Below are 23,000 nucleotides of genomic sequence, written 5' to 3'. Positions count from 1 at the left end.
GAGTCCGCCTGGTGCTTAAAGGTCGGCTGGCAGCGGTTGCTTGAGCCACTTCTCGGCGTTGCGGTTCAGGCTGCCGTCGGCCTTGGCGGCAGCCAGTGTGCTATTGACCTTGTCCAGCAATGCCGGCTCGTGCTTGGCGACGCCGACGTAGACCGGCGAGTCCTTGAGCTTGACCTTGACCACCGGCACCTTGGCCGGGTTCTTCTCGGCGATGGCCGCCATCACCACGCTGCCACTGGCGATCAACTGTACTTGGCCAGACAAGTAGGCGGCGATGGTCGAGTTGTTGTCCTCGAAGCGTTTGATCACCGCGTCTTTGGGTGCGACGGCGCTCAGCGCCATGTCTTCGATCGAGCCGCGGGTGACGCTGATGGTCTTGCCGGCCACTGCGCCGATGTCGTCGATCGGCGCGTCGGCCGGACCGAACACCGCCAGGTAGAACGGCGCGTAGGGCTGGGAGAAGTCGATCACCGCTTCACGTTCGGCATTCTTGCCCAGGCTGGAAATCACCAGGTCGACTTTACCGGTGGTGAGAAAGGGAATGCGGTTGGTGCTGTTGACCGGCGTCAGCGCCAGCTTGACGCCCAGTTTGTCGGCCAGCAACTGCGCGGTGTCGATATCCAGCCCGCGCGGTTTCATGTCGGGGCCAACCGAGCCGAAGGGCGGGAAATCCTGGGGCACGGCGACCTTGAGCACGCCACGGGCAGCGATGTCGCTCAGGGCATCGGCCTGGGCGGGTGTGAGCGTAAGGCCCGCACTGCAGAACAGGGTGGCCAGGAGCAGGGAGCGGAACGTCGTCATGGAAGGCCTCGCGGAAAGTCGAATGGGTGTGCGCTGCAGGCCATTGCAGGCAGCATGCCAGCTCGTCCTGAAATCGACCGCGAGTGCGAGTGGCGCGGGCTCTACAAGGTCTTACTGGTCTGAACAGTTGACCTGTAGATCTCACTCGGTCGGCCTCGTGCGCCCTGCTTTCGTGCGCTGTAATCCGCGCTGCGCCAGCTTGGCGCAAGGCTTGCCAGCACCGGCAGATCGCCGTACAACGTCAGCGTCATCGCCCTCCTACCGGTCTGAACAGCATGCTCGACACCCTCCCCCGCGCCGTACCGGAACTGGCCCTGCAGGCCATCCGCAAGCTCATCGACGAAGGCGGTTATCAACCCGGCGACGCCCTGCCCTCGCAACGCGACCTGGCCGATCGCCTCGGCGTCAGCCGGGCCTCCCTGCGCGAAGCCCTGTCCTCGTTGAGCGCCCTGGGGCTGATCAGCGTGCAGGCCGGCAAAGGTGTCTTCGTGCAGAGCCCGGCACCGGGCGGATTCGCCTGGCCCTATGCCGAGCAAGTGTCGGCGGCCGATACCTTCCAGATGCGTTATGCCTTGGAGGGGTTCGCCGCCGGCCAAGCGGCCCTGGCCCTGACCGCCGATCCGCTGGACCGGCTTCGGGCCAACGTCGAGGCCATGCGCCTGGAGCTGCGCGCGGGCCGCTTCGAGGCGGCGGCGCGACTGGATTTCGAGTTCCACCAGGCGCTGCTGCAGGCCTGCGGCAATCAGGCGATGCTGCAGGTGATCACCAGCAGCCGGGAGATCTTCCTGGAAAGCCAGAAGCTGCCGTTCAGTCGTCCCGAGCGGGCCATGGAAACCTGGCAGGAACACCGCACCATCCTCAAGGCCCTCGAACGCCGCGCCCAGACCGCCGCCCAGCGGGCCATGCAAGCGCATATCCGCAACGCCGCCTCGCGCACCGGGGTGGTGTTCACGGTTTGAATAGCGTTGGCGCCCGGATCGGTCCAAACGGATATCTGGGTGTCGTGCTCAAGGATGCGGCGGTCGTTGCGCTGGGGTGTACTGCACCTGATAACCAGACGACAGGGCATGATCCTGTCCGCCCCCATCAGGCTGCCTACGCCAACCGGAGCACGTGCCCATGTCCGCATCCCATGAGGTATCCCCCGCCACCCTACGCCGCGTGATTGCCGCCTCGGCCATCGGCAACTTCGTCGAGTGGTTCGATTTCGCGGTCTACGGCTTTCTCGCCACACTGATCGCCAGCCAGTTCTTCGCCAGCGAGGATGCCAGCGTCGCCTTGCTCAAGACCTTCGCCGTATTCGCCGTCGCCTTCGCCCTGCGCCCGCTGGGTGGCATCGTCTTCGGCGCGTTGGGCGACCGTCTGGGACGCAAACGTATCCTCTCGCTGACCATCCTGTTGATGGCCGGCTCCACCACACTGATCGGCCTGTTGCCGACCTACGCCAGCATCGGCATCGCCGCCCCGGTATTGCTGACGCTTGCGCGCTGCCTGCAAGGTTTTTCTGCCGGAGGCGAGTATGCCGGCGCTTGCGCTTACCTGATGGAGCACGCCCCACGTGAGCGCCGGGCGTTCTATGGCAGCTTCGTGCCGGTCTCGACTTTTTCCGCGTTCGCGTGTGCAGCCGTGATCGCCTACGGCCTGGAAGCCAGCCTGAGCAGCGATGCCATGAACGCCTGGGGCTGGCGCGTACCGTTCCTGATCGCCGCGCCCCTGGGTCTGGTGGGCCTGTACCTGCGTTGGCGCATGGAGGAAACGCCGGCCTTCCGCGAGGCGCTGGCCGAGGGTCGCCAGCACGAGCACTCGCCGCTGAAGGACACCCTGCGCCACCATGGCCGAGCTATTCGCAACCTGGGGGCCTTCATCTCGCTGACGGCTTTGTCGTTCTACATGTTCACCACCTACTTCGCCACGTACCTGCAGATGGTCGGTCATCTCAGCCGTGCCCAGTCGCTGCTGGTAACCACGGTGGCACTGCTGTTCGCTGCCGCCGGATGCCCGCTGGCCGGCGCGTTGTCGGACCGCATCGGCCGGCGTCGGACCATCGGCTTCACCTGCCTGTGGGTGATGGTCTGCGTATTCCCCGCCTACTGGCTGGCCAGTTCCGGCTCGATGTCCGGCGCGCTGTTGGGGGTGATTCTGCTGGCGGTCGGCGCCTTGTCCAGTGGTGTGGTGACCGCTGCCTTGCTGTCGGAGAGCTTCCCGACCCGCACTCGCTACACCGCGTCGGCGATTACCTACAACGTGGCGTATACCCTGTTCGGCGGCACCGCACCGCTGGTGGCAACTTGGCTCATCACCCAGACTGGCAGCAGCTTGGCGCCTGCTTTCTATCTGGTGGTGATTGCTTTGGTTGCGCTGGTCGGTGGATTGGCGCTGCCGGAAACCTCACGCGTTTCACTGGATGACGAAACACTCGGCGGCCCATCGACGGCCCGCGGGCGAGCCGACGCGTTGTAACAGAGATAAGGGGGCGTTGGCTACGCCCCCTGTTTGGGTAACGACGCCTAAAGCTGCGGGCGATTACCGCCCCAAATCCCCAAGGCGAAGCAGGTCTGCGTTTACAAAACTAACCAGATGGTACAAAAATAATCGCATCCAATAACAAAAGCGATGCACTGTCATGACCTCCCCCCTCGCCGCCCACGGCATTCTCGCCGGCCTTGTCGGTCGTGGTATCCAAGCCTCCCTCACGCCTGCCCTGCACCAAGGCGAAGGCGATGCCCAATCCCTGCGTTATCTGTATCGTCTGATCGATGCCGATCAGCTCGGCGTGGACGATAGCGCTCTGCCTGCGCTGGTGGAAGGTGCGCAGCGCAGCGGCTTTACCGGCCTGAACATCACCTTCCCGTTCAAGCAAGCCATCGTGCCGTTGCTCGACGAACTGTCAGAAGAAGCCCGTGGCATCGGCGCTGTGAACACCGTGGTATTCAAAGACGGCAAGCGCATTGGCCACAACACCGACTGCCTGGGCTTTGCCGAAGGTCTGCGCCGTGGTTTGCCCAATGTGGCGCGCCGCCAGGTGGTGCAACTGGGCGCCGGCGGTGCAGGTTCGGCGGTGGCGCATGCACTGCTGGCCGACGGCGTGGAGCAACTAACCCTGTTCGAGGTCGACGCCGCTCGCGGGCAAGCCCTGGTAGAAAACCTCGCACAGTGTTTCGGTGCTGGCCGGGCGCTGCTCGGCAATGATCTGGCGGCTACGCTGGCCGCGGCTGACGGCCTGGTCAACACCACGCCGGTGGGCATGAGCAAACTGCCCGGCACTCCGCTGCCGGTGCATTTGCTGCATGAACGGTTGTGGGTAGCGGAAATCATCTACTTCCCGCTGGAAACCGAATTGCTGCGCCATGCCCGAGCGTTGGGCTGCCGTACCTTGGACGGCGGCACCATGGCGGTATTTCAGGCAGTGAAGGCGTTCGAGCTGTTCAGCGGCCGGCCGGCCGATGCCGCGCGCATGCAGGCGCACTTTGCGCGGCTGGGCTGAGGGTCACAGGCAGGTCGAAGGCAAAGGCCAGATGAGCACCATCGCCCAGACCTGCGCATCGCCGAGCGCAATCAGTCGTCCAATGGTTTGGGCGCCGCAGCGGGCTTGACAGGTTTGGTACCCTTGTTCGGCTTCTCCGGCTTGCCGGCTGGCGCTACAGCCACCGGTTCAGGCGCAGTCACAGCCTTTTCGCTGGCCGGCAGTTCGTCGACTGCCTTGAACACCGCTTGCGGGTCGAGCTTCTCCGGGGTGTCGTCGTCCTTGAGTACATGACGCTCGCCATCCTTGCCGATCAGGATCACCCGGGTGCCTTTGCTCGCCCCGAGCTTGAGCTCGCGGATCAAGGCCATGGTGGTCTGCTGCTCGAGGTTCTTGTCTTCGCGCTTGCCCATCATGCTGGCCACGCTGAACAGCACCAGATTGCGCTCCTTGAACCCGGCTTCGGTGGCAGGATCCTTGATGGCCTGCTCCAGGCCGCGCAGCGTCGGGTCGGCGCTGCTGGGCGCGATGACGACCAATGGCCGTGCCTTGCCCAGTTCCTTGGCCAGTGGAGCGTCGCTGTCGGCGGCGAACAGCGGGCCGCTGACGGCGAACAGGGTGGCGAGGGTCAGTGACCGGACGAGCATGAGCATCTCCTTGTTTTCTCGATTAACCAGGGACTACAGATCAGGGAGAAAGATCCGAGCCAGAGCCTAAACCAAGGGATCAGGCACCGGCTTAGACTAAAGGTAACGTGGGATTTCGGAAACGGCCCCGAACGTCTCAGAAGCTTCCTACACATCTGCAAGCATAGTCGATCAAGGCATCAGGGACGCCTGTGGCTGGGCCCCGGTTGCGGTTCGGGCCTGGCCTGGGCGAGTGCTGCACGGGTGTATGCCAATATGCGTGCATCCCACGCCGCCTCTCGGTCCCGACCAATGCTGCGCAGCCAGTTTTCATGGTCATCGGCGGACACCGTCAGTGACCTGACCTGTTCGGCAAACGCCGAATCGTCCTGTATTGCTGCCAATTCACTCTGGCTCTCTTGCAACTGGCGGGCGTTTTCGGCCAAAGCCGCTGCATTGCGCACCCGCGCCTCAGAATCCTCGCCCAGCGCCTGTGCTTCATCGCCCAACACCCGCGCCCGTTGCTGCAGGGCGTCGATCTGTGCGGCGCGATCGAGCAGCACCTGGTCATAGCTTTTGCCCTCGGCCATGTCCTCGATCACCTGCAGGCGGCTGTGGAAACGTTGGTCCAACCGCTCGAAGCCTTCTGGATCGCTGCGCAGCAGATGGGTGCGCCAGAAGGACTTCCAGACCATCGACTGCGCCACCGCCTCGTCGGTCTCGCTCTCATGCAGCCGCGCCCGCGCGTCATCCAACTGATCCGCACCCACACCAGCCACCTCGCGGTAACTCATGGTCGCCGGTTGCCCCGGCAGATCGAACTCGTCACGCAGGCCTAGCCGGTAGGCCAGTCCTACCTCGACTTCATCCGGATGCCCACCGTCCTGGCGCCGACTCTGCAAGTCTTCGGCGATGATGCGATCGAGTTCGTCCAGCCGCCACAACTGTCGACCCAGGTACAGCAGAGCGGACTCTTCGGCACCGCGCTCGGCCTCACACCGTGCTCGCCACACCAGCAGATGGACTTCCAGATCGCTGAAGCGGCCAATCACCGCGTCGTCACACCCCTCCAGCCCCCTGGACAGGTCGAACAGCTCCTGACGCAGTTCGGCATGGTCCTGGGCAGCCTGCAGGGTGGCCGCGACTCGGCTGCCCAGGCCGGTAGGGTCGGTCCGGTAATCGCGGGTCTCGCGCAGACGAGCCAGCAAGGCCAAGTAGTCCTGACTGCCCGGCTCGGCCTGCAAGGCGTCCCAGGCTTCGCCGAAACCTCTGGCCTCACGCGGCGCGATGCTGCGTATCCACCCCTCGCGCGCATAGTCCAAAGCCTGAGCAAGATCGAGCGACTCGGGTTCCTCGACCCCTGAGGCAGGGTCGGTTTCCTCCAGCCAGCCGTTCACCCTCATGAAACTGCGCAGCCGGTTGGCCGAGCCGGACTCCAGCGGGTTCTCGGCTAGCAGGATGGCACCCGAAACCCACAGCGGGACTCGGTAATAGTCGTCCGGCACCCGTGTAATGAGATTGTTGCGCAGGTCCACTTCTTCCAGCAGGTGGTGGTCGAACAGACCGCTCGGCAGTTCGCTGATGCTCGTCGCACGCACCTGCAGCGAGATCAGGCGCGGCATGGCAGCCACCGAAAACACCCGCCCCAGCGGATTGAACGACAGGTTCAGCCGCTGCAAACGGGTACAACGACCCAGACGCTCGGCCTGTTCAGGATCGAGCACAATCTGGTTACCGTACAGGTCCAGCTCGCGCAACTCAGGCAAGTGCTCGATGTTGGCCGGTAATCGGCTCAACGCGTTGTTGTTCAGCGCCAGGGACTGCAAGCCGGTGAAGGCGTTCATGAACGAATCAGGGATCTCTTCCAGGCCCATGCTGGTCATGTTCAGCGACACCACATGACTGAAGCGCACCTGCGCCGGGATGTCTGGTGGTCGACGCATGGGCAGCCCCCAGAGGGCCAGGCGATAGCCGATCGGCTCGCCGACCTGGTTGGCCACGCGCTGAGACTGGCGGCGCCAGACAGCCATCAGCGCATCCCTCATGGCAGAGCGCTCGGCACGGGCCATCAGCCCCGGCGCTTGCTGGGTCCAGGCAGCGAGATGTTCGCGCAGCGTGTCGAGCTCTGCGCCCAAGCGCTGCAGCTCGAGGTTATGGTCAAGACCTTGTGCGCGTACGGAAATCAGCCAGTTCTCCACTTCGCTGTCGCTGAAATTGGGGTACAGCGCCCGAACCCGTGCATACAATGCGCGGGCCTGGCGTCTCGCGCCGCGCCCACTGAGCGGATAGCCCAAGCGTCCGTCAGCCAGACGCTGGGGCGGCCGGAAGCCGCCAACCGGCGAGCGCAGCCCCAGGGCCTGCTGGATTTCGCCAGGCTGACGGGCAGCCAGTCGGGCCATGTGCACGCGCAGGTTGTGCGGCAGTGGGTCGCTCAGTCCCATCGCCGTACAGCGCGATTCATCCAACGTGTGCGCGATGACTTCGAACAACTCGCCCCGCTCGCCGAGTGCATGCCCCCCCTGCGCCAACTGGAACCTGCCATTGAGATGAACCAGGTCGAAGCTGGCCGCGCCCTCCCCGGCCTCGATCGACAGCAGCGTGGGCCCCGACAATGAATGCTCGTACAGACGCCATCCGCTAGCGGCGGCAGGCCCAGGCGATCGGCCCAGGAGGTGCAACACCACCCGCGCCAGATCCGCGTCCTGACTGGCGTCCAGGTACAACGCCTCCAGCACCCGGGCGACACGGATCTGCCGCACCATTTCACGCGCCGCCTCCGCCAGGGCCAGCGGCACGCGTGCGCCTTGCAACAAACGTTCGCGATCCGCAGCACGGGCATCGTTCAGCACCTGGGCTGCGCCCCGTGAATGCAGCGAGGTGAACTGCCGTCGCACGATCTGCGCCGCGGGCGCGTCACTGGGCTGCGTGGCCTCATACAACTGCTCGAACAGTTCTCGACGCTGTGCCCAGATCCGCTCGGCCAGGGCTTGATCGCTGACGTCGGCGGCACCCGGCAAGCGCCGTGCATGGGCGAGCACCAGACCGTCGCTCGCCGGCTGGCCGCTGCGCAACTGGCTGACGGTGCCCCGAATGCGGCGGTCCAGATTATAGCGCTCGACGCTGTCCTGCCAGACTGCAGGAGGCTTGCGTCCATCGGCATGCAGCGCGCGCAATTGCGCGGCATCCAGGCCGTGAATCTGCATGATTTCGTCCAGCTGCTGGTCATCCAGTCGCGCCCAGGCCCCGCCCAGGCGGCGACACAGCCGATACGGGTCGTCCCAGGCCAGCGGCTGCTCCCACCACAAACGCCAGGCACCGGCACCGTTGTGTTCGAGCAGCGGGCCGTGACCGTTGTGCGGCAAAAGCTGCCAGCGCAGATCGGCGCGCTGTCGCACCGGATAGTGATGTTCATCGATCTGGACCCAGGTACGGTCGCCGTGGCGCCAGAGGCCCTGTTCGTCACAGCGCGCTTCGGCCGGCGGTGCGTCGCGCCAGGGCGAAAGGTCTTCGTGCCACAGGCGTGTACTGCCATCCTCCAGAGTGGCCGGCAGCAACTCATCGACCCAGCGTGATCGACTCCAGGCACCGCGCACCACCCCCACTCCGGCGGCCGTGACCGCGAATGCAGCGACATCGCCCGCCACATTGAGCAGGTGGTCCAACGCCTCACTGGTATCGCCTTCGCGCCAGGCCTCGACGCCGTGGTAGACCTCGCCCAGCAGCTCCCAGGCCGTCACCGCCAGCAACCCCAGGCCGATCACCGGCACGAAGAAACCCGCCAGATTCAGCAAGGCCCAGCCTTCGCTGGCCAAGCGCTGATCGTGCTCGCGCTGCACCTGCTCATCGACGGCCTTGACCGGCACCGCGATCATCGCAGCATCGTCCTTGATCTGTGCGATGCGTGCCTGCGCCAACTGGTCGAACAACGGCTCAGGCAGCGGCCGCATGTGCTCTTCGAGCGCAATGTTGGCCAGATCCGATACGCCCGCGTAGCCACTGACCAATTGATTGAAGAAGGCATTGGCCTGCCGCCTGCGAACGAAGCGACTGAAAAATGCTTGATAGTCGGCAGTGCGCAGGCGCTTGCCCAAGTCGTTGGCGAAGTAGCGCAAGTTGGGAAACGCACTCCAGGGCGTGTGCGGATCGCCTGGAATATGCACCAGCACACGTTGGCTTGAGGTATAGAGAGGGCTGAGGCTCTCATCGCGTACATCCAATACCACGATGCGTTCTAGTGCAGTGCCTAGCAACTGCAGGCCTTTGGTCTGAACCGGACAACCTTGGAAGGTTGGCTTGACGGTCAAGCTGCACACCTGCACCACCAGTTGTAACTCCTGCTCGCTCAGGTGGCCTCTCAGGCGCGCCACATGAGCATCGGCGAGCATCCCGTAGCGGTGTGCGCGGGCCAGGAGGGACAAGGTTCGACGCTGCGCCGAGCCTGCTGGCGCATCGGCGTGCGCGTCAGATTGCAGCACTTGGTCCACATGCGCCTGATACTGCCCACCCACATCCACCTCGCGGCACAGTTGGGCGAACTGCGCGGCAGTGGGCAGTACAGCCTTTTCGTCATCGGGCTGGAGCAGCCGATTGCCTTCCAGTTGTCCACCCTCCTCAGCCTGCTCGGCGCTGAAGTTGCGCAGAGCTGCCTCCAAGAGTGGTATCTCGCGATATTCCGCCTTGGTCACTGGGTAACCGATGGGTTGCGAGGTCAGTACAGGTTCGCGGGTGCCGACTCTGAACCGCAAGGCATCCAGCTCGACAGCCCTGCCCATCTGCTGTTCGAGCGCTGCGCTCAGCAAGGGCGCAGCGTAAGCATCCGGGGCTTGAAGTCCAGCCAATAACGCTCTGGCCCGTTCATGAAAATACAGGCTCAAGCTCAACGCATCCTGAAGTGCCTGGACCTGTTCAAGGCTGGCGGTCGCCAGCCAGTTGGGCAAGCGCCGACCGATGATCCAGTCCTGATGCGCTGCCGAGGGAGGGATAGCGTGAGTCACGATGGCATGCTCCTGGAGAAAGCCCTGAGGCTAAGGAGCAGGCGGTGCGCTCATGCGCTAGATAGTTGCCACGTAGAACGCGTCGACTCGCTCAGTCCTCGACTGGCGATAAGGCCTGCTCGGCGTCCCAGCCACCGCCCAGTGCTGCGATCAACTGCACACTGGCCACCAGCCTCCCCTGCAGCAGGTTCAAGGCGCTGCGCTCATTGCTCAGGGCGGTCGTCTGCACGTTGACCACGTCCAGATAACCGATTAGCCCAGCGCGATACTGGTTCTCGGTCAAACGCAACGACTCGCGCGCCGAATCCAGGGCTTCCTGACGTACCACAGCCTCATCGGCATAGACCTTCAACTGCACCAGGTAGTTTTCCACCTCTTTGAAGCCATCGAGCACCGTCTGGCGATACTGCGCGACGGTCTGGTCATACACCGCCACGGTGCGATCGACCTCGGCGCTGCGTTTACCGGCATCGAACAGAGTCAGCGCCAGTTGCGGGCCGACCGACCAGTAGCGATTGGGCAATTCGATCCAGTTGCTGAAGCTGCTGCTGGAATAGCCGCCATTCATGCTCAGCGATAGATCGGGGAAATACGCAGCGCGCGACACGCCGATGTTCGAGTTGGCGGCCATGACCTTGCGCTCGGCAGACGCGATGTCCGGACGACGCTCGAGCAACTGCGACGGCAGGCTCAACGGAATCTGCGGCAATGCAGGGATGTCGCGGGTTTCGGCCAAGGAAAATTCGGCCGGCGCCTTGCCCATGAGCACGGCGATGGCGTTTTCGTACTGGGCACGTTGCCAGGCCAGGTCGATCAGGTCGGCCTGGGTGCTCTTGAGCTGGGTGCGCGCCTGGGCCACGGCATCGGGCCCGGCGACGCCGGCGCGGTACTGGTTCTGGTTCATCCGCAGCGAGCGTTCGTACGCGGCCACCGTGGCCTGAAGCAGCCGCTTCTGCTCATCGATCACCCGCAACTGCAAATAGTTCTGCACCAGCTCGGACTGCTGGCTCAGCCGAATCGCCGCCATGTCGGCAAGACTCGCCTGGGCGCTGGACTCATTGGCATTGAGGGTTTCGCGCAGCTTGCCCCACAGGTCGATCTCCCAGCTCACCCCCAATTGCGCGTTGTAGGTGTTGCGAATGCCACTGCTGTTGTTCGACAGACTCGAGCTCGAACTCCCCGCCCCTTGGGCCGAACGGTTCTTGCTGGTGGTGAGGTTCAGCGATGGAAACAGCGACGCACGGCTGCTACGTACCAGGGCCTGGGCCTGACGGTACTGCGCTTCGTACTGGGCCACGGTCTGATTGCTGCTGTTGAGGGTCTCGACCAAGGTATCGAGCTGGCGGTCGCCGTAGATTTCCCACCAGGCGCCACGGGCAATGGCATCCGAGGGCTTGGCCTGGGTCCAGCCCTCGGCCTGCTTGAACTGCACCGGCGTGCTGACCTCGGGACGGTGATAGTCGGGGCTGAGCGTGCAGGCACTGAGCAGCGCCACGCACAGCCCGGCACCTAGCAGGCGTGAGCCGCGGCCACGGGTCAGCAGTTGCAGGGCACGGTGCAGCGGGGTCTGGGCAAAATTCATAGCGGAGTATCCAGGGCGGCGTCGGTACGCACGCCGCGCCAGCGGTTGAAACGATGGCGCGCGCGGTCCAGGTACAGGTAGACGACGGGAGTGGTGTAGAGAGTGAGCACCTGGCTGAACACCAGGCCGCCGATGATGGTCAGACCCAGCGGCTGGCGCATCTCCGCGCCTTCGGCCTGGCTGAGCAGCAGCGGCAACGCGCCCAGCATGGCGGCGAGCGTGGTCATCAGAATCGGTCGCAGCCGTAGCAGGCAGGCGCGGCGGATGGACTCTTCAGGCGTCAGGCCTTCGTGGCGCTCCAGTTGCAGCGCCAGGTCGATCATCAGAATGGCGTTCTTCTTCACCACCCCGATCAGCAGGAACAAGCCGAGCAACGAAATCAGGCTGAACTCCCCGCCGGTGAGGTACAACGTAAGCAAGGCGCCCACCCCAGCCGACGGCAGGGTCGAGAGAATGGTCAGCGGATGGATGTAGCTCTCGTAGAGGATGCCCAGCACCAGATACACCAGCACCAAGGCGCCGAGGATCATGAATGGCTGGCCCTGGGCGGTCTTGGCGAAAGCATCGGCGTCGCCGCCGAGCTTGGCGATCACCGATTCGGGCAGCCCCAGCTTGGCCACCTCACGCTCCACCGCCGCCAGCGCCTGATCGACGCTATAGCCTTCGGCGACATCGAAGGAGATGTCCTCTGAGGCGAACTGGTCTTCATGGCTGACCCGATCGTTGGCCAGGCTGTTTTCGTAGTGGGCGATGGTCGACAGCGGCACCCGCGCGCCATCGGCGGTGATCACCTGCACCTGTTCCAGTGTGCTCGGGTCCCAGGCATAGCGCGGGTTGATCTCCATCACCACCTGGTACTGGTTGAGGCTGTCGTAGATGGTCGAGATCTGCCGCTGGCTGTAAGCGTTGTTCAGCACCGCGGTGATCATGTCCATGTCGATGCCCAGGCGCTTGGCCTGATCGCGGTCGACCACCAGCGTCACCTGCTGGGTGCCGGCACCGTCACGCGCATCGATGGCGGTGAGCTGCGGCAGCTTGCGAAACGCCGCCGCTACTTTCGGGAACCACTCACGCAGGGCTGCCAGATCGCCACTCTGCAGGGTGTACAGGTACTGCGAGGAGCTCTGGTCACGTCCGCCGCCGCCCAGTTGCAGGTCTTGGTCGGCCATCAGGTACAGCCGCCCGCCCGGCACTTTCGGCAGCTCCTTGCGCAGCCGATCGATGACTTTCTGGGCGTTTTCCTTGCGCTCGCCGATGGGATTGAGGCGCACCAGCACGAAGGCGTTGTTGGTGCCGCTATTGCCGCCGATGAAGCCGGCCACGCTCTGCACGGCCGGGTCGGCCAGCAGCGCGCGTCGATAGGTTTCCATTTTCGGCTGCATGACGCTGAACGAGAGGCCATCGTCGCCGCGCACGAAGCCCTGCAACTGACCGGTGTCCTGCTGCGGCATCAGGGTCTTGGGCACGATCACGTAGAGGGCCACGTTGAGCACGATGGTCGCCAGCAGGCTGAGCAACGTGAGGCGCCGATGGCGCAAGGCCCAGCCCAGGCTGCGGTCGTAGCCGGCGACCATGCGCTGGTGCTGACGGTCGCTCCAGCGCTGCAGGCGTGTCTGCTGGCGCGCGGTGTGGGGCTTGAGCCAGCGCGAGCACAGCATGGGCGTGAGGGTCAGCGACACCAGCAGCGAAACGAGGATCGCGGCCGCCAAGGTGATCGAGAACTCCTGGAACAACCCGCGCACGATGCCACCCATGAACAGGATGGAAACGAACACTGCCACCAGCGAGACGTTCATCGACAGCAGCGTGAAACCGACCTCCTTGGCGCCGAGAAAGGCCGCACGCATGGGCTTCTCGCCGTTCTCGATATGCCGTGAGATGTTCTCCAACACCACGATGGCGTCGTCCACCACCAGTCCGGTGGCGAGGATCAGCGCCATCAGCGACAGGTTGTTGAGCGAGAAGCCACACAGGTACATGACCGCGAACGTACCCACCAACGACACCGGCACCGCCAGGCTGGGAATCAACGAGGCGCGCAGGTTGCCCAGGAACAGGTAGACCACCAGGATCACCAGCACCACGGCGATCAGCAGGGTGTGTTCGGCTTCCTTGAGCGTCGCCTTGATCACCGGCGAGCGGTCCATGGCCACGTTGAGCTTGACGCTGGCCGGCAGCAGCGACTGCAAGGCCGGGAGCTGGTCCTTGATCTGCTGCACAGTCTCGATGATGTTGGCGTTGGCCTGGCGGTTGATGACCAGCAGCACCGCCGCATCGTTGTTGAAGAAACCACTGTTGTAGCGGTTCTCGACACCATCGCGGACCTTGGCCACATCCCCCAGGCGCAGGATCGCGCCGTTCTGCTGGCGGATGACCAGAGGTTTGTAGTCATCGGCCTTTTCCAGTTGGTCGTTGGCACGCACTTGCCAGTTGCGCTGGTCATCCTCGACGAAACCCATGGGGCGGCGCTGGTTGGCATTGGCCACCGCGGTGCGTACTTCGTCCAGGGACAGCCCGTACTGGTTGAGCAGTTGCGGTTCCAGCTCGATGCGCACCGCTGGCAACGAGCTGCCGCCGATCTGCACCTCGCCCACCCCGGTGACCTGTGACAGGCTCTGGGACAGGATGGTGTCCGCCAGGTCGTACAGCTGGCCTTTGGACAGGACGTCGGAGGTCAGCGACAGCACCATGATCGGCGCCTGCGACGGATTGACCTTCTTGTAGGTCGGCATGCTGCGCATGCCGCTGGGCAACAGGTTGCGCGTGGCGTTGATCGCAGCCTGGACCTCGCGCGCGGCACCGTCGATGTCGCGGCCCAGCTCGAAACCGATGATCACTCGCGTGGAGCCTTGGCTGGAATTGCTGGTCAGCACGTTGACCCCGGCAATGCTGCCCAGCTTGCGTTCCAGCGGCGTGGCCACAGTCGAGGCCATGACCTCCGGGCTGGCCCCCGGCAGGCTGGCCTGCACTACGATGACCGGAAAGTCCATCTGCGGCAGCGGCGAAACCGGCAGCAGACCGAAACTCACGCCGCCAAGCAGCATGATCGCCAGGCTCAGCAGCATGGTCGCCACGGGCCGGCGAATGAACGGGCCGGACAGGTTCATCGAGCGCTCCCTGCCGGTCGTGGCGTGCTGCAAGCCTCAAGTGGCAAGCGGCAAGCCGCGGCGTCTGCGCGTGTCGTGCCCGAGCGCTTCGCAATCAGCTCGCAGCTCGCCGCTTCGCGCTTGCCACTCATACCTGAGTCTCCAGCGCGGGGCTGCGCCGCCAGCGGCGCGAAAGGCGGTCGAAGTACAGGTAGATGACCGGGGTGGTGAACAGGGTCAGCACCTGGCTCACCAGCAATCCACCGACCATCACCAGGCCCAGGGGCTGGCGCAGCTCGGCGCCGGAGCCCGTGGCCAGCATCAGCGGCAAGGCACCGAACAGCGCGGCCAAGGTGGTCATCAGGATCGGCCGGAAGCGCAGCAACGCGGCCTGGTAGATCGCCTCCTGCGGGCTCATGCCTTGGTGACGCTCGGCCTCCAGGGCGAAGTCGATCATCATGATCGCGTTCTTCTTGACGATGCCGATCAACAGGATGATGCCGATGATGGCGATCATGCCCAGGTCATTGCCGCTGATGAGCAACGCCAGCAACGCCCCGACCGCCGCCGAAGGCAGCGTCGACAGAATGGTCACGGGATGAACGTAGCTCTCATAGAGCACGCCGAGCACGATGTACATGGTCACCACGGCGGCGAGAATCAGCAGCAAGGTGCTCGACAGCGAGGCCTGGAAGGCCTCGGCGGCGCCCTGGAAGCGCGTCTGCACCCCCAGCGGCACGCCGATGTCGCGCTGCACCTGTTCGATCACCTGCACCGCTTCGCCCAGCGAAACGCCCTGGCCGAGGTTGAAGGACATCATCACCGCCGGGAATTGGCCGATGTGGGAAATTGCCAACTGCGCTTGGCGCTGCTCGATCCGGGCCAGCGCCGACAGGCGTACCTGTCCGCCATCGGCGGCCTTGACGTGGATCGATTCGAGCATCTGCGGACCGATGTTGGCGGCCGCCTGGGCCTGCAGCACCACGCGGTACTGGCTGGCCTGAGTGTAGATGGTGGAAATCTGCCGCTGACCGAAGGCGTCGTACAACGCGTTGGTGATCTGCGCCACGCTGATGCCCAGCCGGCTGGCCATGTCGCGGTCGATCGCCAGGTACACCTGCAGCCCCTTGTCCTGCAGGTCGCTGGCCACGTCGGTCAGCTCGGAGCGCTGCTGCAGCGCGTGCACCAACTTGCCGCTCCATTCGGCGAGCATGTCCGGATCGGGCGACGACAGGCTGAACTGGTACTGGGTGCGGCTGACGCGGTCCTCGATGCTCAGGTCCTGCACCGGCTGCATGAACAGGCGGATGCCGACCAGGCGCTCGAGTTGCGGCTGCAGCCGGGCGATCACCTGGCTGGCGGTGACGTCGCGCTCGGCATGGGGCTTGAGGTTGATCAGCAGGCGACCGCTATTGAGGGTGGCGTTGTCGCCGTCCACACCGATATAGGACGACAAGCTCTGCACCGCCGGATCCTGCAGAATCACCTGGCTCAGCGCCTGCTGACGTTCGCTCATGGCGGCGAACGAGATCGACTGCGGCGCCTCGGAAATGCCCTGGATGACGCCGGTGTCCTGCACCGGGAAGAAGCCCTTGGGCACGATGACGTAGAGCACGACGGTGAGCGCCAACGAGGCCAGCGCGACCAGCAGCGTCAGCGGTTGATGCCGCAGCACCCAGCGCAGGCCATGGCTGTAGCGCTTGATCAACCAGTCGATCCAGGCGCCGCTGGCGCGGTAGAAACGGCCCTGTTCCTCTTCCCGGGGCTCGCGCTTGAGCAGCCGTGCGCACATCATTGGTGTCAGTGTGAGCGACACCACCAGCGAGATCAGGATCGCCACCGCCAGGGTAATGGCGAACTCACGGAACAGCCGGCCGACCACGTCGGCCATGAACAGCAAGGGGATCAGCACCGCGATCAACGAGAACGTCAGCGAAATCAAGGTGAAACCGATCTGCCGCGCGCCCTTGAGCGCGGCCTGCAGCGGCGTTTCGCCTTCCTCGATATGGCGCGAGATGTTCTCCAGCATGACGATGGCATCGTCCACCACGAATCCTGTCGCGATGGTCAGGGCCATCAGCGTGAGGTTGTTGATGGAGAAGCCGGCCAGGTACATCACACCGAAGGTGCCGACCAGCGACAGCGGCACGGCGATGGAAGGAATGATCGTGGCGCTGAAGCGGCGCAGGAACAGGAAGGTGACCATCACCACCAGGGCAATGGCGAACAGCAGTTCATGCTGGACGTCGCGCACGGCGGCGCGGATGGTCTGGGTGCGATCGGTGAGCACACTGACGTCCAGGCCCGCCGGGAGGTTGTCGGTGATCGACGGCAACATCGTCTTGATGCGGTCGACCACATCGATGACGTTGGCCCCAGGCTGACGCTGGATGTTCAGCAGCACGGCGTGGTTTTCATTGGCCCAGGCGGCCAGGCGTTCGTTTTCCGCGCCATCGACGATCTCGGCGACGTCCTTCAAACGCAGCGGCGCGCCGTTGCTGTACTTGAGAATGAGGTTGGCGTATTCCTCAGGGGAGCGCAGTTGGTCGTTGGCGTCGAGCATCGACACCCGCGTCGGCCCGTCGAAGTTGCCCTTGGGCTGGTTGACGTTGGAGGCGCCGACCAACGTGCGCACGTCGTCCAGGCTCAGGCCGTTGGCCGCCAAGGCATCGACATTGACCTTGATGCGCACCGCCTGGCGCTGGCCACCGGCGATGCTGACCATGCCGACGCCGCTGATCTGCGCGATCTTCTGCGCCACCCGGGTATCGACCAGATCGTTGAGTTTGGGCAAGGGCAGCGTGCGCGAGCTGATGGCCAGGGTCAGTACCGGCGTGTCGGCCGGGTTGACCTTGTTGTACACCGGCGGCGCCGGCAAGTCGCTGGGCAGCAGGTTGCTGGCGGCATTGATCGCCGCCTGCACCTGCTGCTCGGCGACATCCATGTTCATGTCCAGGTTGAAGCGCAGGGTCAGGACCGAGGCGCCGCCGGAGCTGGTCGAGGCCATCTGGCTCAGCCCCGGCATCTGGCCGAACTGACGCTCCAACGGTGCGGTGACCGCGCTGGTCATCACTTGCGGGCTGGCGCCGGGGTACAGGGTCATGACCCGGATGGTGGGATAGTCCACCTGCGGCAAGGCCGCCACCGGCAGCAGGGTGTAGGCGATCAGGCCAGCCAGCACGATGGCCAGCATAGTCAGCGTGGTGGCGACCGGGCGCAGGATGAACAGCCGCGAGATGTTCATGCGCCCGCCTTGCTCGACTCACCGGCCTGGGTGGCGTCCTTGGTTTCCTGGCCTTGCAGGTGCTGACCCGGAGTGGCGGGCACCTGTGAACTGTCGTCGACGATCTCGACCTGAGTGCCTTCGCGCAGGCGGTCGGTGCCTTCCAGGACCAGGCGCTCGCCATCCTTGAGGCCATCGAGGATCACGCTGTTGATGCCATCGCTGGCACCGACCTTGAGCTTACGCACATTGACCTTGTCGTCGGCGCCGACCACATAGGCGAAGGTGCCGTCGTTGCCGAACTGGATTGCCGCTGCCGGGGCCAGCACCACCTGCTTGAGGGTGTCGGCCAGCAGGCGCACGTTGACGAACTGGTTGGGGAACAGGGCCCGGTCCTTGTTCTCGAACAGGCCCTTGAACTTGAGGGTGCCGGTACTGGTGTCGATCTGGTTGTCGAGGCTGCCGAGCACGCCGGTGGCCTGCAGCTTGCTGTCGCCCCGGTCCCAGGCTTCGACGGCCAACCGTGCGCCGCTGCGATAGCGGTCCAGCACGGTACCCAGTTCGGTTTCCGGGAGGGTGAAGACAACGTTGATCGGCTCGGTCTGGGTAATCACCACCAGCGCCGTGGTGTCGTTGGCCGCCACCAGATTGCCCAGGTCCAGTTGACGCAGGCCCAGACGCCCGCTGATTGGGGCACGGATCTGGCTGAACTCCAGGTTCAGCCGCGCATCGTTGACCGCCGCCTGGTTGGTCTTGACCAGCCCCTGAAACTGACCGACCTGAGCCTCGGCGGTGTCCAGGGTCTGCTTGGCGATGCTGTCTTCGGCGTAAAGGCCTTTGTAGCGGGCCACATCGACCTGGGCATTCTTGAGCTGCGCCTGGTTCTGCGCCAGGGTGCCTTCGGCCTGTTGCAGGGCGATGCGATAAGGCCGCGGGTCGATCTCGGCAAGCAGGTCACCGGCCTTCACCTGCTGGCCCTCCGTGAAGTGAATCTTCACCAGCTCGCCAGCGACGCGGCTGCGTACGTTGACCGTGCTGGTCGCCGTCACGGTGCCCAAGGCCTTGTAATACAGCGGGAAATCACCGACGCGGACCGGCTCCACGCGCACGGGCACTGGATCGCTGGACGCGCCGAAACCCGGTCGCCCGCCCTTGCCCATGCGTACCGCCGGGTCCGTGTGCTTGGGCGCAGCCGCAGGCCACAGCCACCAGGCCAGCAGGGCCACCAGCAGCAGGATCAGCAGGCCGATCAGCCAGCGACGGGGGGAGCGGGAAACGGAAGCTTGCATGGATTGAACGAACCTTGTTCAGAGAGTGGCGGCCGGAGAGGCTGAACGATAAGCACTGGCATCGGTTTAGCAAAGGAGCTTTACCAGGGATTTACCATTGGCTGACGTTGCTAAAACAATGAACTTTAAATGAAAACGGCCCGGAAAGGCGTCCGGGCCGTATTGCCGCGTATTTTCGGCGAGGCTGCTGCGTGCACAGCGCGCAGCGACGTTAGCGCAGGCTTACTTGAGGACAGCCAGCGCCGCGTCGTAGTTCGGCTCGTCGGCGATTTCCTTGACCAACTCGGCGTGCAACACCTTGTCCTGTTCGTCCAGCACCACCACGGCACGGGCGGTCAGGCCTGCCAGCGGACCATCGGCAATGGCTACGCCGTATTGCTCGATGAACTCACGTCCGCGCAGCGTGGACAGGTTGTGCACGTTGGTCAGGCCCTCGGCGCCACAGAAACGGGCCTGGGCGAACGGCAGGTCGGCCGAGATGCACAGCACCACGGTGTTGGGCAGGTCGTTGGCCTGGGCGTTGAATTTACGCACCGAGGTGGCGCATGTGGGGGTGTCGACACTGGGGAAGATGTTCAGCACTTTGCGCTTGCCGGCATAGTCTTGGAGCGACTTGTCGGCCAGACCTTCGCCAACCAGGGAGAAGGCCGGCGCCTGGGCACCGACCTTGGGCAGCTCGCCGTTGACCTGAACCGGGTTGCCTTTGAGAGTCACTTGAGCCATGGCGCGAATCCTTATGGGTTTGAAAAGGATCCCGAGTTAATCGTTTTTAGCGCCAGGCTGCAAGCGGGCAAGCCCGCAGGCTTTGACTCACTCAGGCCAACAGGCCGTAGACCACCGAGCTCAGGGCTACCAGGCCGATCGCCACGACGAAGAGGTTCGACAGCGCGCCGCTGTATTTGCGCATCGACGGCACGCGGCGAATGGCATACATCGGCATCAGGAACAGCAGCACCGCCAGGATCGGACCACCGAGCGACTCGATCATGCCCAGGATGCTCGGGTTGAGCGTGGCGACGATCCAGCACACCACCAGCATCAGCGCCGCCACGACACGATCCAGGGTCTTGGCGCCCGGGCGAGCGCCGGTCTTGGCGATGATGCCCTTGAGGCCTTCGCTGGCGCCGATGTAGTGGCCCAGGAACGACTTGGCAATGGCCACGAAGGCGATCAGCGGCGCGGCGAAAGCGATGGCCGGGTTGCTGAAGTGGTTGGCCAGGTACGACAGGATCGACAGGTTCTGCGCTTTGGCTTCGGCCAGTTGCGCACTGCTCAAGGTCAGAACACAACTGAACACGAAGAACAGCACCATCGCCACCATCAGCAGGTGCGCCCGCGCCAGGATCTGCCCGCTGCGCTCATCGGCATGGGCACCGTAGCGGCGTTTCTGGTCCACGGCGAACGCCGAAATGATCGGCGAATGGTTGAACGAGAACACCATCACCGGAATCGCCAGCCACAGGGTATGCAGCAGCGACGAGCCGGACGGCACCTGGTGCGCGGTATCGAGGATGCCACCATTCCAATGCGGCACCAGGTACAGCGCCAACAGCGCCAGGGCGACGATGAACGGATACACCAGCAGGCTCATGACCTTGACCGTGGCCTGCTCGCCGCAGCGCACGATAGCCAGCAGGCCGAGAATCAGCACGAACGACAGGATCGCCCGCGGTGGCGGGGTCATGTGCAGTTGGTGCTCCATGAAGCTGGCCACGGTGTTGGTCAGCGCCACGCTGTAGATCAGCAGGATCGGGAAGATGGCGAAGAAGTACAGCACGGTGATCAGCGCGCCAGCAGTGATGCCGAAATGCTCTTCGACCACTTGGGTGATGTCGCCTTCCTTGCTGCCGGAGAGCACGAAGCGGGTCAAGGCCCGGTGCGCGTAGTAGGTCATGGGAAATGCCAGCGCAGCCAAGACCAGCAGCGGCCAGAAGCCACCAAGACCGGCGTTGATCGGCAGGAACAGCGTACCGGCACCAATGGCCGTGCCGAACAGGCCCAGCATCCAGGTGGTGTCTTGACGTGACCAGCTGCCGAGGGCGGCGTGTTGGGTCGATTCGAAGCGTTGCTCGACGCTTTGGGCCTGCTCATTCATCCGGGTGCAACTCCACTCGCAAGACTGCAACAGGCTGAGCATGGCGAGACACGAGACTCACGCCACCCCCAACCGAAAAAGAGGGGCGCGATTGTGCACTGAATGGGGGCGAATGCGAAGCCCTGTTGGCATGAGGGACAGGTGTAGCAGGGAAACGCTGCCCTCTGGAACGGCGTGGAGCCGCTTCCAGAGGGCGCTCGGATCAGCCCTGCTGCACCGCCGCGAAGGCCTCGGCGACGCGCTGCAGGTTATCCTCACGCAGCCCGGCCATGCACACTCGACCGCTGTCGAGAATGTACACACCGAACTCGTCACGTAGACGACGCGCCTGCTCGGGGCTGAAGCCGGTGTAGCTGAACATGCCGCGTTGGCGCAGGAAGAACTGGACGTCCTGGCCTGGCAGGTGTCGGGCCAATGCCTCGACCAGGCCTTGACGCATGGCCAGGATCCGCGTGCGCATGGCGCCGACTTCCGCTTGCCATTGCGCGTTCAACTGCGCGTCGCCCAGCACGCCGGCGACCAGCAGCGCGCCATGGCTGGGCGGGCTGGAGTAGTTGCGGCGCACGGTCGCCTTGAGCTGACCCAGCACGCTGTGCGCGCTGGCGATGTCGTCACAGACCACCGACAGCCCCCCTACCCGCTCGCCGTACAGCGAGAATATCTTCGAGAAGGAATTGCTGACCAGGCAAGGCACGCCGGCACGGGCCATTTCGCGGATGGCGTAGGCGTCCTCGACCAAGCCCTCGCCGAAGCCTTGGTAGGCGATGTCGAGGAACGGGATCAATTGGCGCGCCTTGACCACTTCGACCACCTGCTGCCATTGGTCCTGGCTCAGATCGACGCCCGTCGGGTTATGGCAGCACGGGTGCAGCAGCACGATGCTCTGTTGCGCCAGCGCCTGCAGGCTCGCCAACATGCCCTCGAAGTCGAGGCCACGGGTGGCTGGGTCGAAATACGGGTAGGTATGGACCTTGAATCCGGCGCCTTCGAAGATGGCGCGGTGGTTGTCCCAGGTTGGATCGCTGACCCAGACCTCGGCCTGCGGGAAATAGCGCTTGAGGAAGTCGGCGCCGACTTTCAGCGCCCCCGAACCGCCAACCGTCTGCACCGTGGCCACTCGGCCCTCGATGATTGCGGGGTGGTCTGCACCGAACAGCAGCGCCTGGATCGCCTGGCGGTAGCTGGCCAGGCCTTCCATCGGCAGGTACAGCGACGCCTCGTGCGGCTGGCCGGCCAGACGCTTCTCGACTTCGCCCACCGACGCCAACTGCGGCACCACGCCGGCTTCGTCGTAGTACAGGCCGATACTCAGATTGACCTTGTCGGTCCGCGAATCGGCCTTGAAGGCCTCCATCAACGAGAGAATCGGGTCGCCGGCATAGGCATCGACATGTTTGAACACAGCGCGCAGCTCCTTGGAATCAGGACAGTCGGAAGGACAGGCCCGAGCATACCTGCAGGAGCGAGCGAGGAACATCACTGGATGTGCAAGGTGGGTGTGCGGCGTTGCAATGCCGAGGGTTATGACAGCATGGAAAATTGAGCGGAAACGCACCACGGATCTTTCAGAAAGGGCCGTCTTGCTGTGCCTGCGCAACGATTTATCTTGTTGTCATTGCGGCATCGACGTTATGCAGGCCCCGCCAGGAGAGGTCATGAAACCTGGAAGGACGTATCACTCTATCGGTCGTTACGCCATAGCTTTTGATGTAAGTGTATTTATCATAAGACCTGGGGAATGCTGCGACTTCCCCGAAACCAATCTCCCCTCCGTCCATGGAGCACACTATAAAGTGGTGAGTGCCATGCGAGAGCTTTAGCAGCGAATGCTTGCTGATGAA

The 23,000-nt window shown here is 64.2% G+C and carries 13 protein-coding genes; 3 read left to right on the top strand and 10 right to left on the bottom strand.

The genetic code is table 11. The features are described from left to right. Window positions 1–15 precede the first annotated feature (15 nt). Window positions 16–801 carry a transporter substrate-binding domain-containing protein gene (locus tag NJ69_RS07420; protein WP_039577633.1) on the bottom strand — a complete coding sequence of 262 codons (786 nt, stop codon included), beginning with the start codon at window positions 799–801 and terminating at the stop codon, window positions 16–18. A 275-nt stretch (window positions 802–1,076) separates the two neighbouring features. On the opposite strand from NJ69_RS07420, the gene NJ69_RS07415 reads away from it, so the two are divergent. From NJ69_RS07415 to NJ69_RS07405, 3 genes are all read left to right on the top strand, one after another. Continuing rightward, complete coding sequence (locus NJ69_RS07415) at window positions 1,077–1,760, top strand: FadR/GntR family transcriptional regulator (protein ID WP_039577630.1); 684 nt, start codon at window positions 1,077–1,079, stop codon at window positions 1,758–1,760. 160 nt (window positions 1,761–1,920) lie between these two features. Next, window positions 1,921–3,261 (top strand): MFS transporter, encoded by a 1,341-nt coding sequence (locus NJ69_RS07410; protein ID WP_039577627.1) that lies wholly within the window; start codon window positions 1,921–1,923, stop codon window positions 3,259–3,261. A 163-nt stretch (window positions 3,262–3,424) separates the two neighbouring features. Further along, the gene (locus NJ69_RS07405; RefSeq protein WP_039577625.1) at window positions 3,425–4,285 is read left to right on the top strand and encodes a shikimate dehydrogenase; all 861 of its coding nucleotides are present in this window, start codon (window positions 3,425–3,427) and stop codon (window positions 4,283–4,285) included. 71 nt (window positions 4,286–4,356) lie between these two features. Here the strand turns inward: NJ69_RS07405 and NJ69_RS07400 are convergent, their stop codons facing one another. The 9 genes from NJ69_RS07400 to NJ69_RS07360 form a co-directional block, all read right to left on the bottom strand. Further along, window positions 4,357–4,911 carry a DUF4174 domain-containing protein gene (locus NJ69_RS07400; protein ID WP_029612575.1) on the bottom strand — a complete coding sequence of 185 codons (555 nt, stop codon included), beginning with the start codon at window positions 4,909–4,911 and terminating at the stop codon, window positions 4,357–4,359. Between the two features lie 179 nt (window positions 4,912–5,090). Then, entirely contained in the window at window positions 5,091–9,884 is a 4,794-nt protein-coding gene (locus NJ69_RS07395; RefSeq protein WP_052192034.1) for an NEL-type E3 ubiquitin ligase domain-containing protein, read from the bottom strand. A 91-nt stretch (window positions 9,885–9,975) separates the two neighbouring features. Then, window positions 9,976–11,466, bottom strand: a complete 1,491-nt coding sequence (locus tag NJ69_RS07390) for an efflux transporter outer membrane subunit (protein WP_039577621.1) — start codon at window positions 11,464–11,466, stop codon at window positions 9,976–9,978. Then, entirely contained in the window at window positions 11,463–14,573 is a 3,111-nt protein-coding gene (locus tag NJ69_RS07385; protein ID WP_039577619.1) for a multidrug efflux RND transporter permease subunit, read from the bottom strand. The genes NJ69_RS07390 and NJ69_RS07385 overlap by 4 nt, the downstream gene beginning before the upstream one ends. 127 nt (window positions 14,574–14,700) lie before the next feature. Next, window positions 14,701–17,796 carry an MdtB/MuxB family multidrug efflux RND transporter permease subunit gene (locus NJ69_RS07380; protein WP_039577616.1) on the bottom strand — a complete coding sequence of 1,032 codons (3,096 nt, stop codon included), beginning with the start codon at window positions 17,794–17,796 and terminating at the stop codon, window positions 14,701–14,703. Further along, window positions 17,793–19,064, bottom strand: coding sequence for an MdtA/MuxA family multidrug efflux RND transporter periplasmic adaptor subunit (locus NJ69_RS07375; RefSeq protein WP_039577614.1), 1,272 nt, complete (start codon window positions 19,062–19,064; stop codon window positions 17,793–17,795). The genes NJ69_RS07380 and NJ69_RS07375 overlap by 4 nt, the downstream gene beginning before the upstream one ends. A 222-nt stretch (window positions 19,065–19,286) precedes the next feature. Further along, on the bottom strand, window positions 19,287–19,787 hold the full coding sequence (gene tpx / locus NJ69_RS07370) for a thiol peroxidase (RefSeq protein WP_029615159.1): 501 nt from the start codon (window positions 19,785–19,787) through the stop codon (window positions 19,287–19,289). Between the two features lie 91 nt (window positions 19,788–19,878). Then, the gene (locus NJ69_RS07365) at window positions 19,879–21,159 is read right to left on the bottom strand and encodes a serine/threonine transporter (RefSeq protein ID WP_039577611.1); all 1,281 of its coding nucleotides are present in this window, start codon (window positions 21,157–21,159) and stop codon (window positions 19,879–19,881) included. Between the two features lie 202 nt (window positions 21,160–21,361). Then, on the bottom strand, window positions 21,362–22,561 hold the full coding sequence (locus NJ69_RS07360; RefSeq protein WP_039577609.1) for an aromatic amino acid transaminase: 1,200 nt from the start codon (window positions 22,559–22,561) through the stop codon (window positions 21,362–21,364). Window positions 22,562–23,000 lie beyond the last annotated feature (439 nt).

The organism is Pseudomonas parafulva (assembly GCF_000800255.1).
Classification (GTDB): domain Bacteria; phylum Pseudomonadota; class Gammaproteobacteria; order Pseudomonadales; family Pseudomonadaceae; genus Aquipseudomonas; species Aquipseudomonas boreofloridensis.
The sequence above is the reverse complement of the archived record's forward strand: the minus strand, read 5'-3'. Positions and strand labels throughout refer to the sequence as shown.

What these genes read in the sequence shown, in the direction of transcription:
- NJ69_RS07420 (WP_039577633.1), bottom strand. Translation starts at nt 801, where the DNA reads ATGACGACGTTCCGCTCCCTGCTCCTGGCCACCCTGTTCTGCAGTGCG.
- NJ69_RS07415 (WP_039577630.1), top strand. Translation starts at nt 1,077, where the DNA reads ATGCTCGACACCCTCCCCCGCGCCGTACCGGAACTGGCCCTGCAGGCC.
- NJ69_RS07410 (WP_039577627.1), top strand. Translation starts at nt 1,921, where the DNA reads ATGTCCGCATCCCATGAGGTATCCCCCGCCACCCTACGCCGCGTGATT.
- NJ69_RS07405 (WP_039577625.1), top strand. Translation starts at nt 3,425, where the DNA reads ATGACCTCCCCCCTCGCCGCCCACGGCATTCTCGCCGGCCTTGTCGGT.
- NJ69_RS07400 (WP_029612575.1), bottom strand. Translation starts at nt 4,911, where the DNA reads ATGCTCGTCCGGTCACTGACCCTCGCCACCCTGTTCGCCGTCAGCGGC.
- NJ69_RS07390 (WP_039577621.1), bottom strand. Translation starts at nt 11,466, where the DNA reads ATGAATTTTGCCCAGACCCCGCTGCACCGTGCCCTGCAACTGCTGACC.
- NJ69_RS07385 (WP_039577619.1), bottom strand. Translation starts at nt 14,573, where the DNA reads ATGAACCTGTCCGGCCCGTTCATTCGCCGGCCCGTGGCGACCATGCTG.
- NJ69_RS07380 (WP_039577616.1), bottom strand. Translation starts at nt 17,796, where the DNA reads ATGAACATCTCGCGGCTGTTCATCCTGCGCCCGGTCGCCACCACGCTG.
- NJ69_RS07375 (WP_039577614.1), bottom strand. Translation starts at nt 19,064, where the DNA reads ATGCAAGCTTCCGTTTCCCGCTCCCCCCGTCGCTGGCTGATCGGCCTG.
- tpx (WP_029615159.1), bottom strand. Translation starts at nt 19,787, where the DNA reads ATGGCTCAAGTGACTCTCAAAGGCAACCCGGTTCAGGTCAACGGCGAG.
- NJ69_RS07365 (WP_039577611.1), bottom strand. Translation starts at nt 21,159, where the DNA reads ATGAATGAGCAGGCCCAAAGCGTCGAGCAACGCTTCGAATCGACCCAA.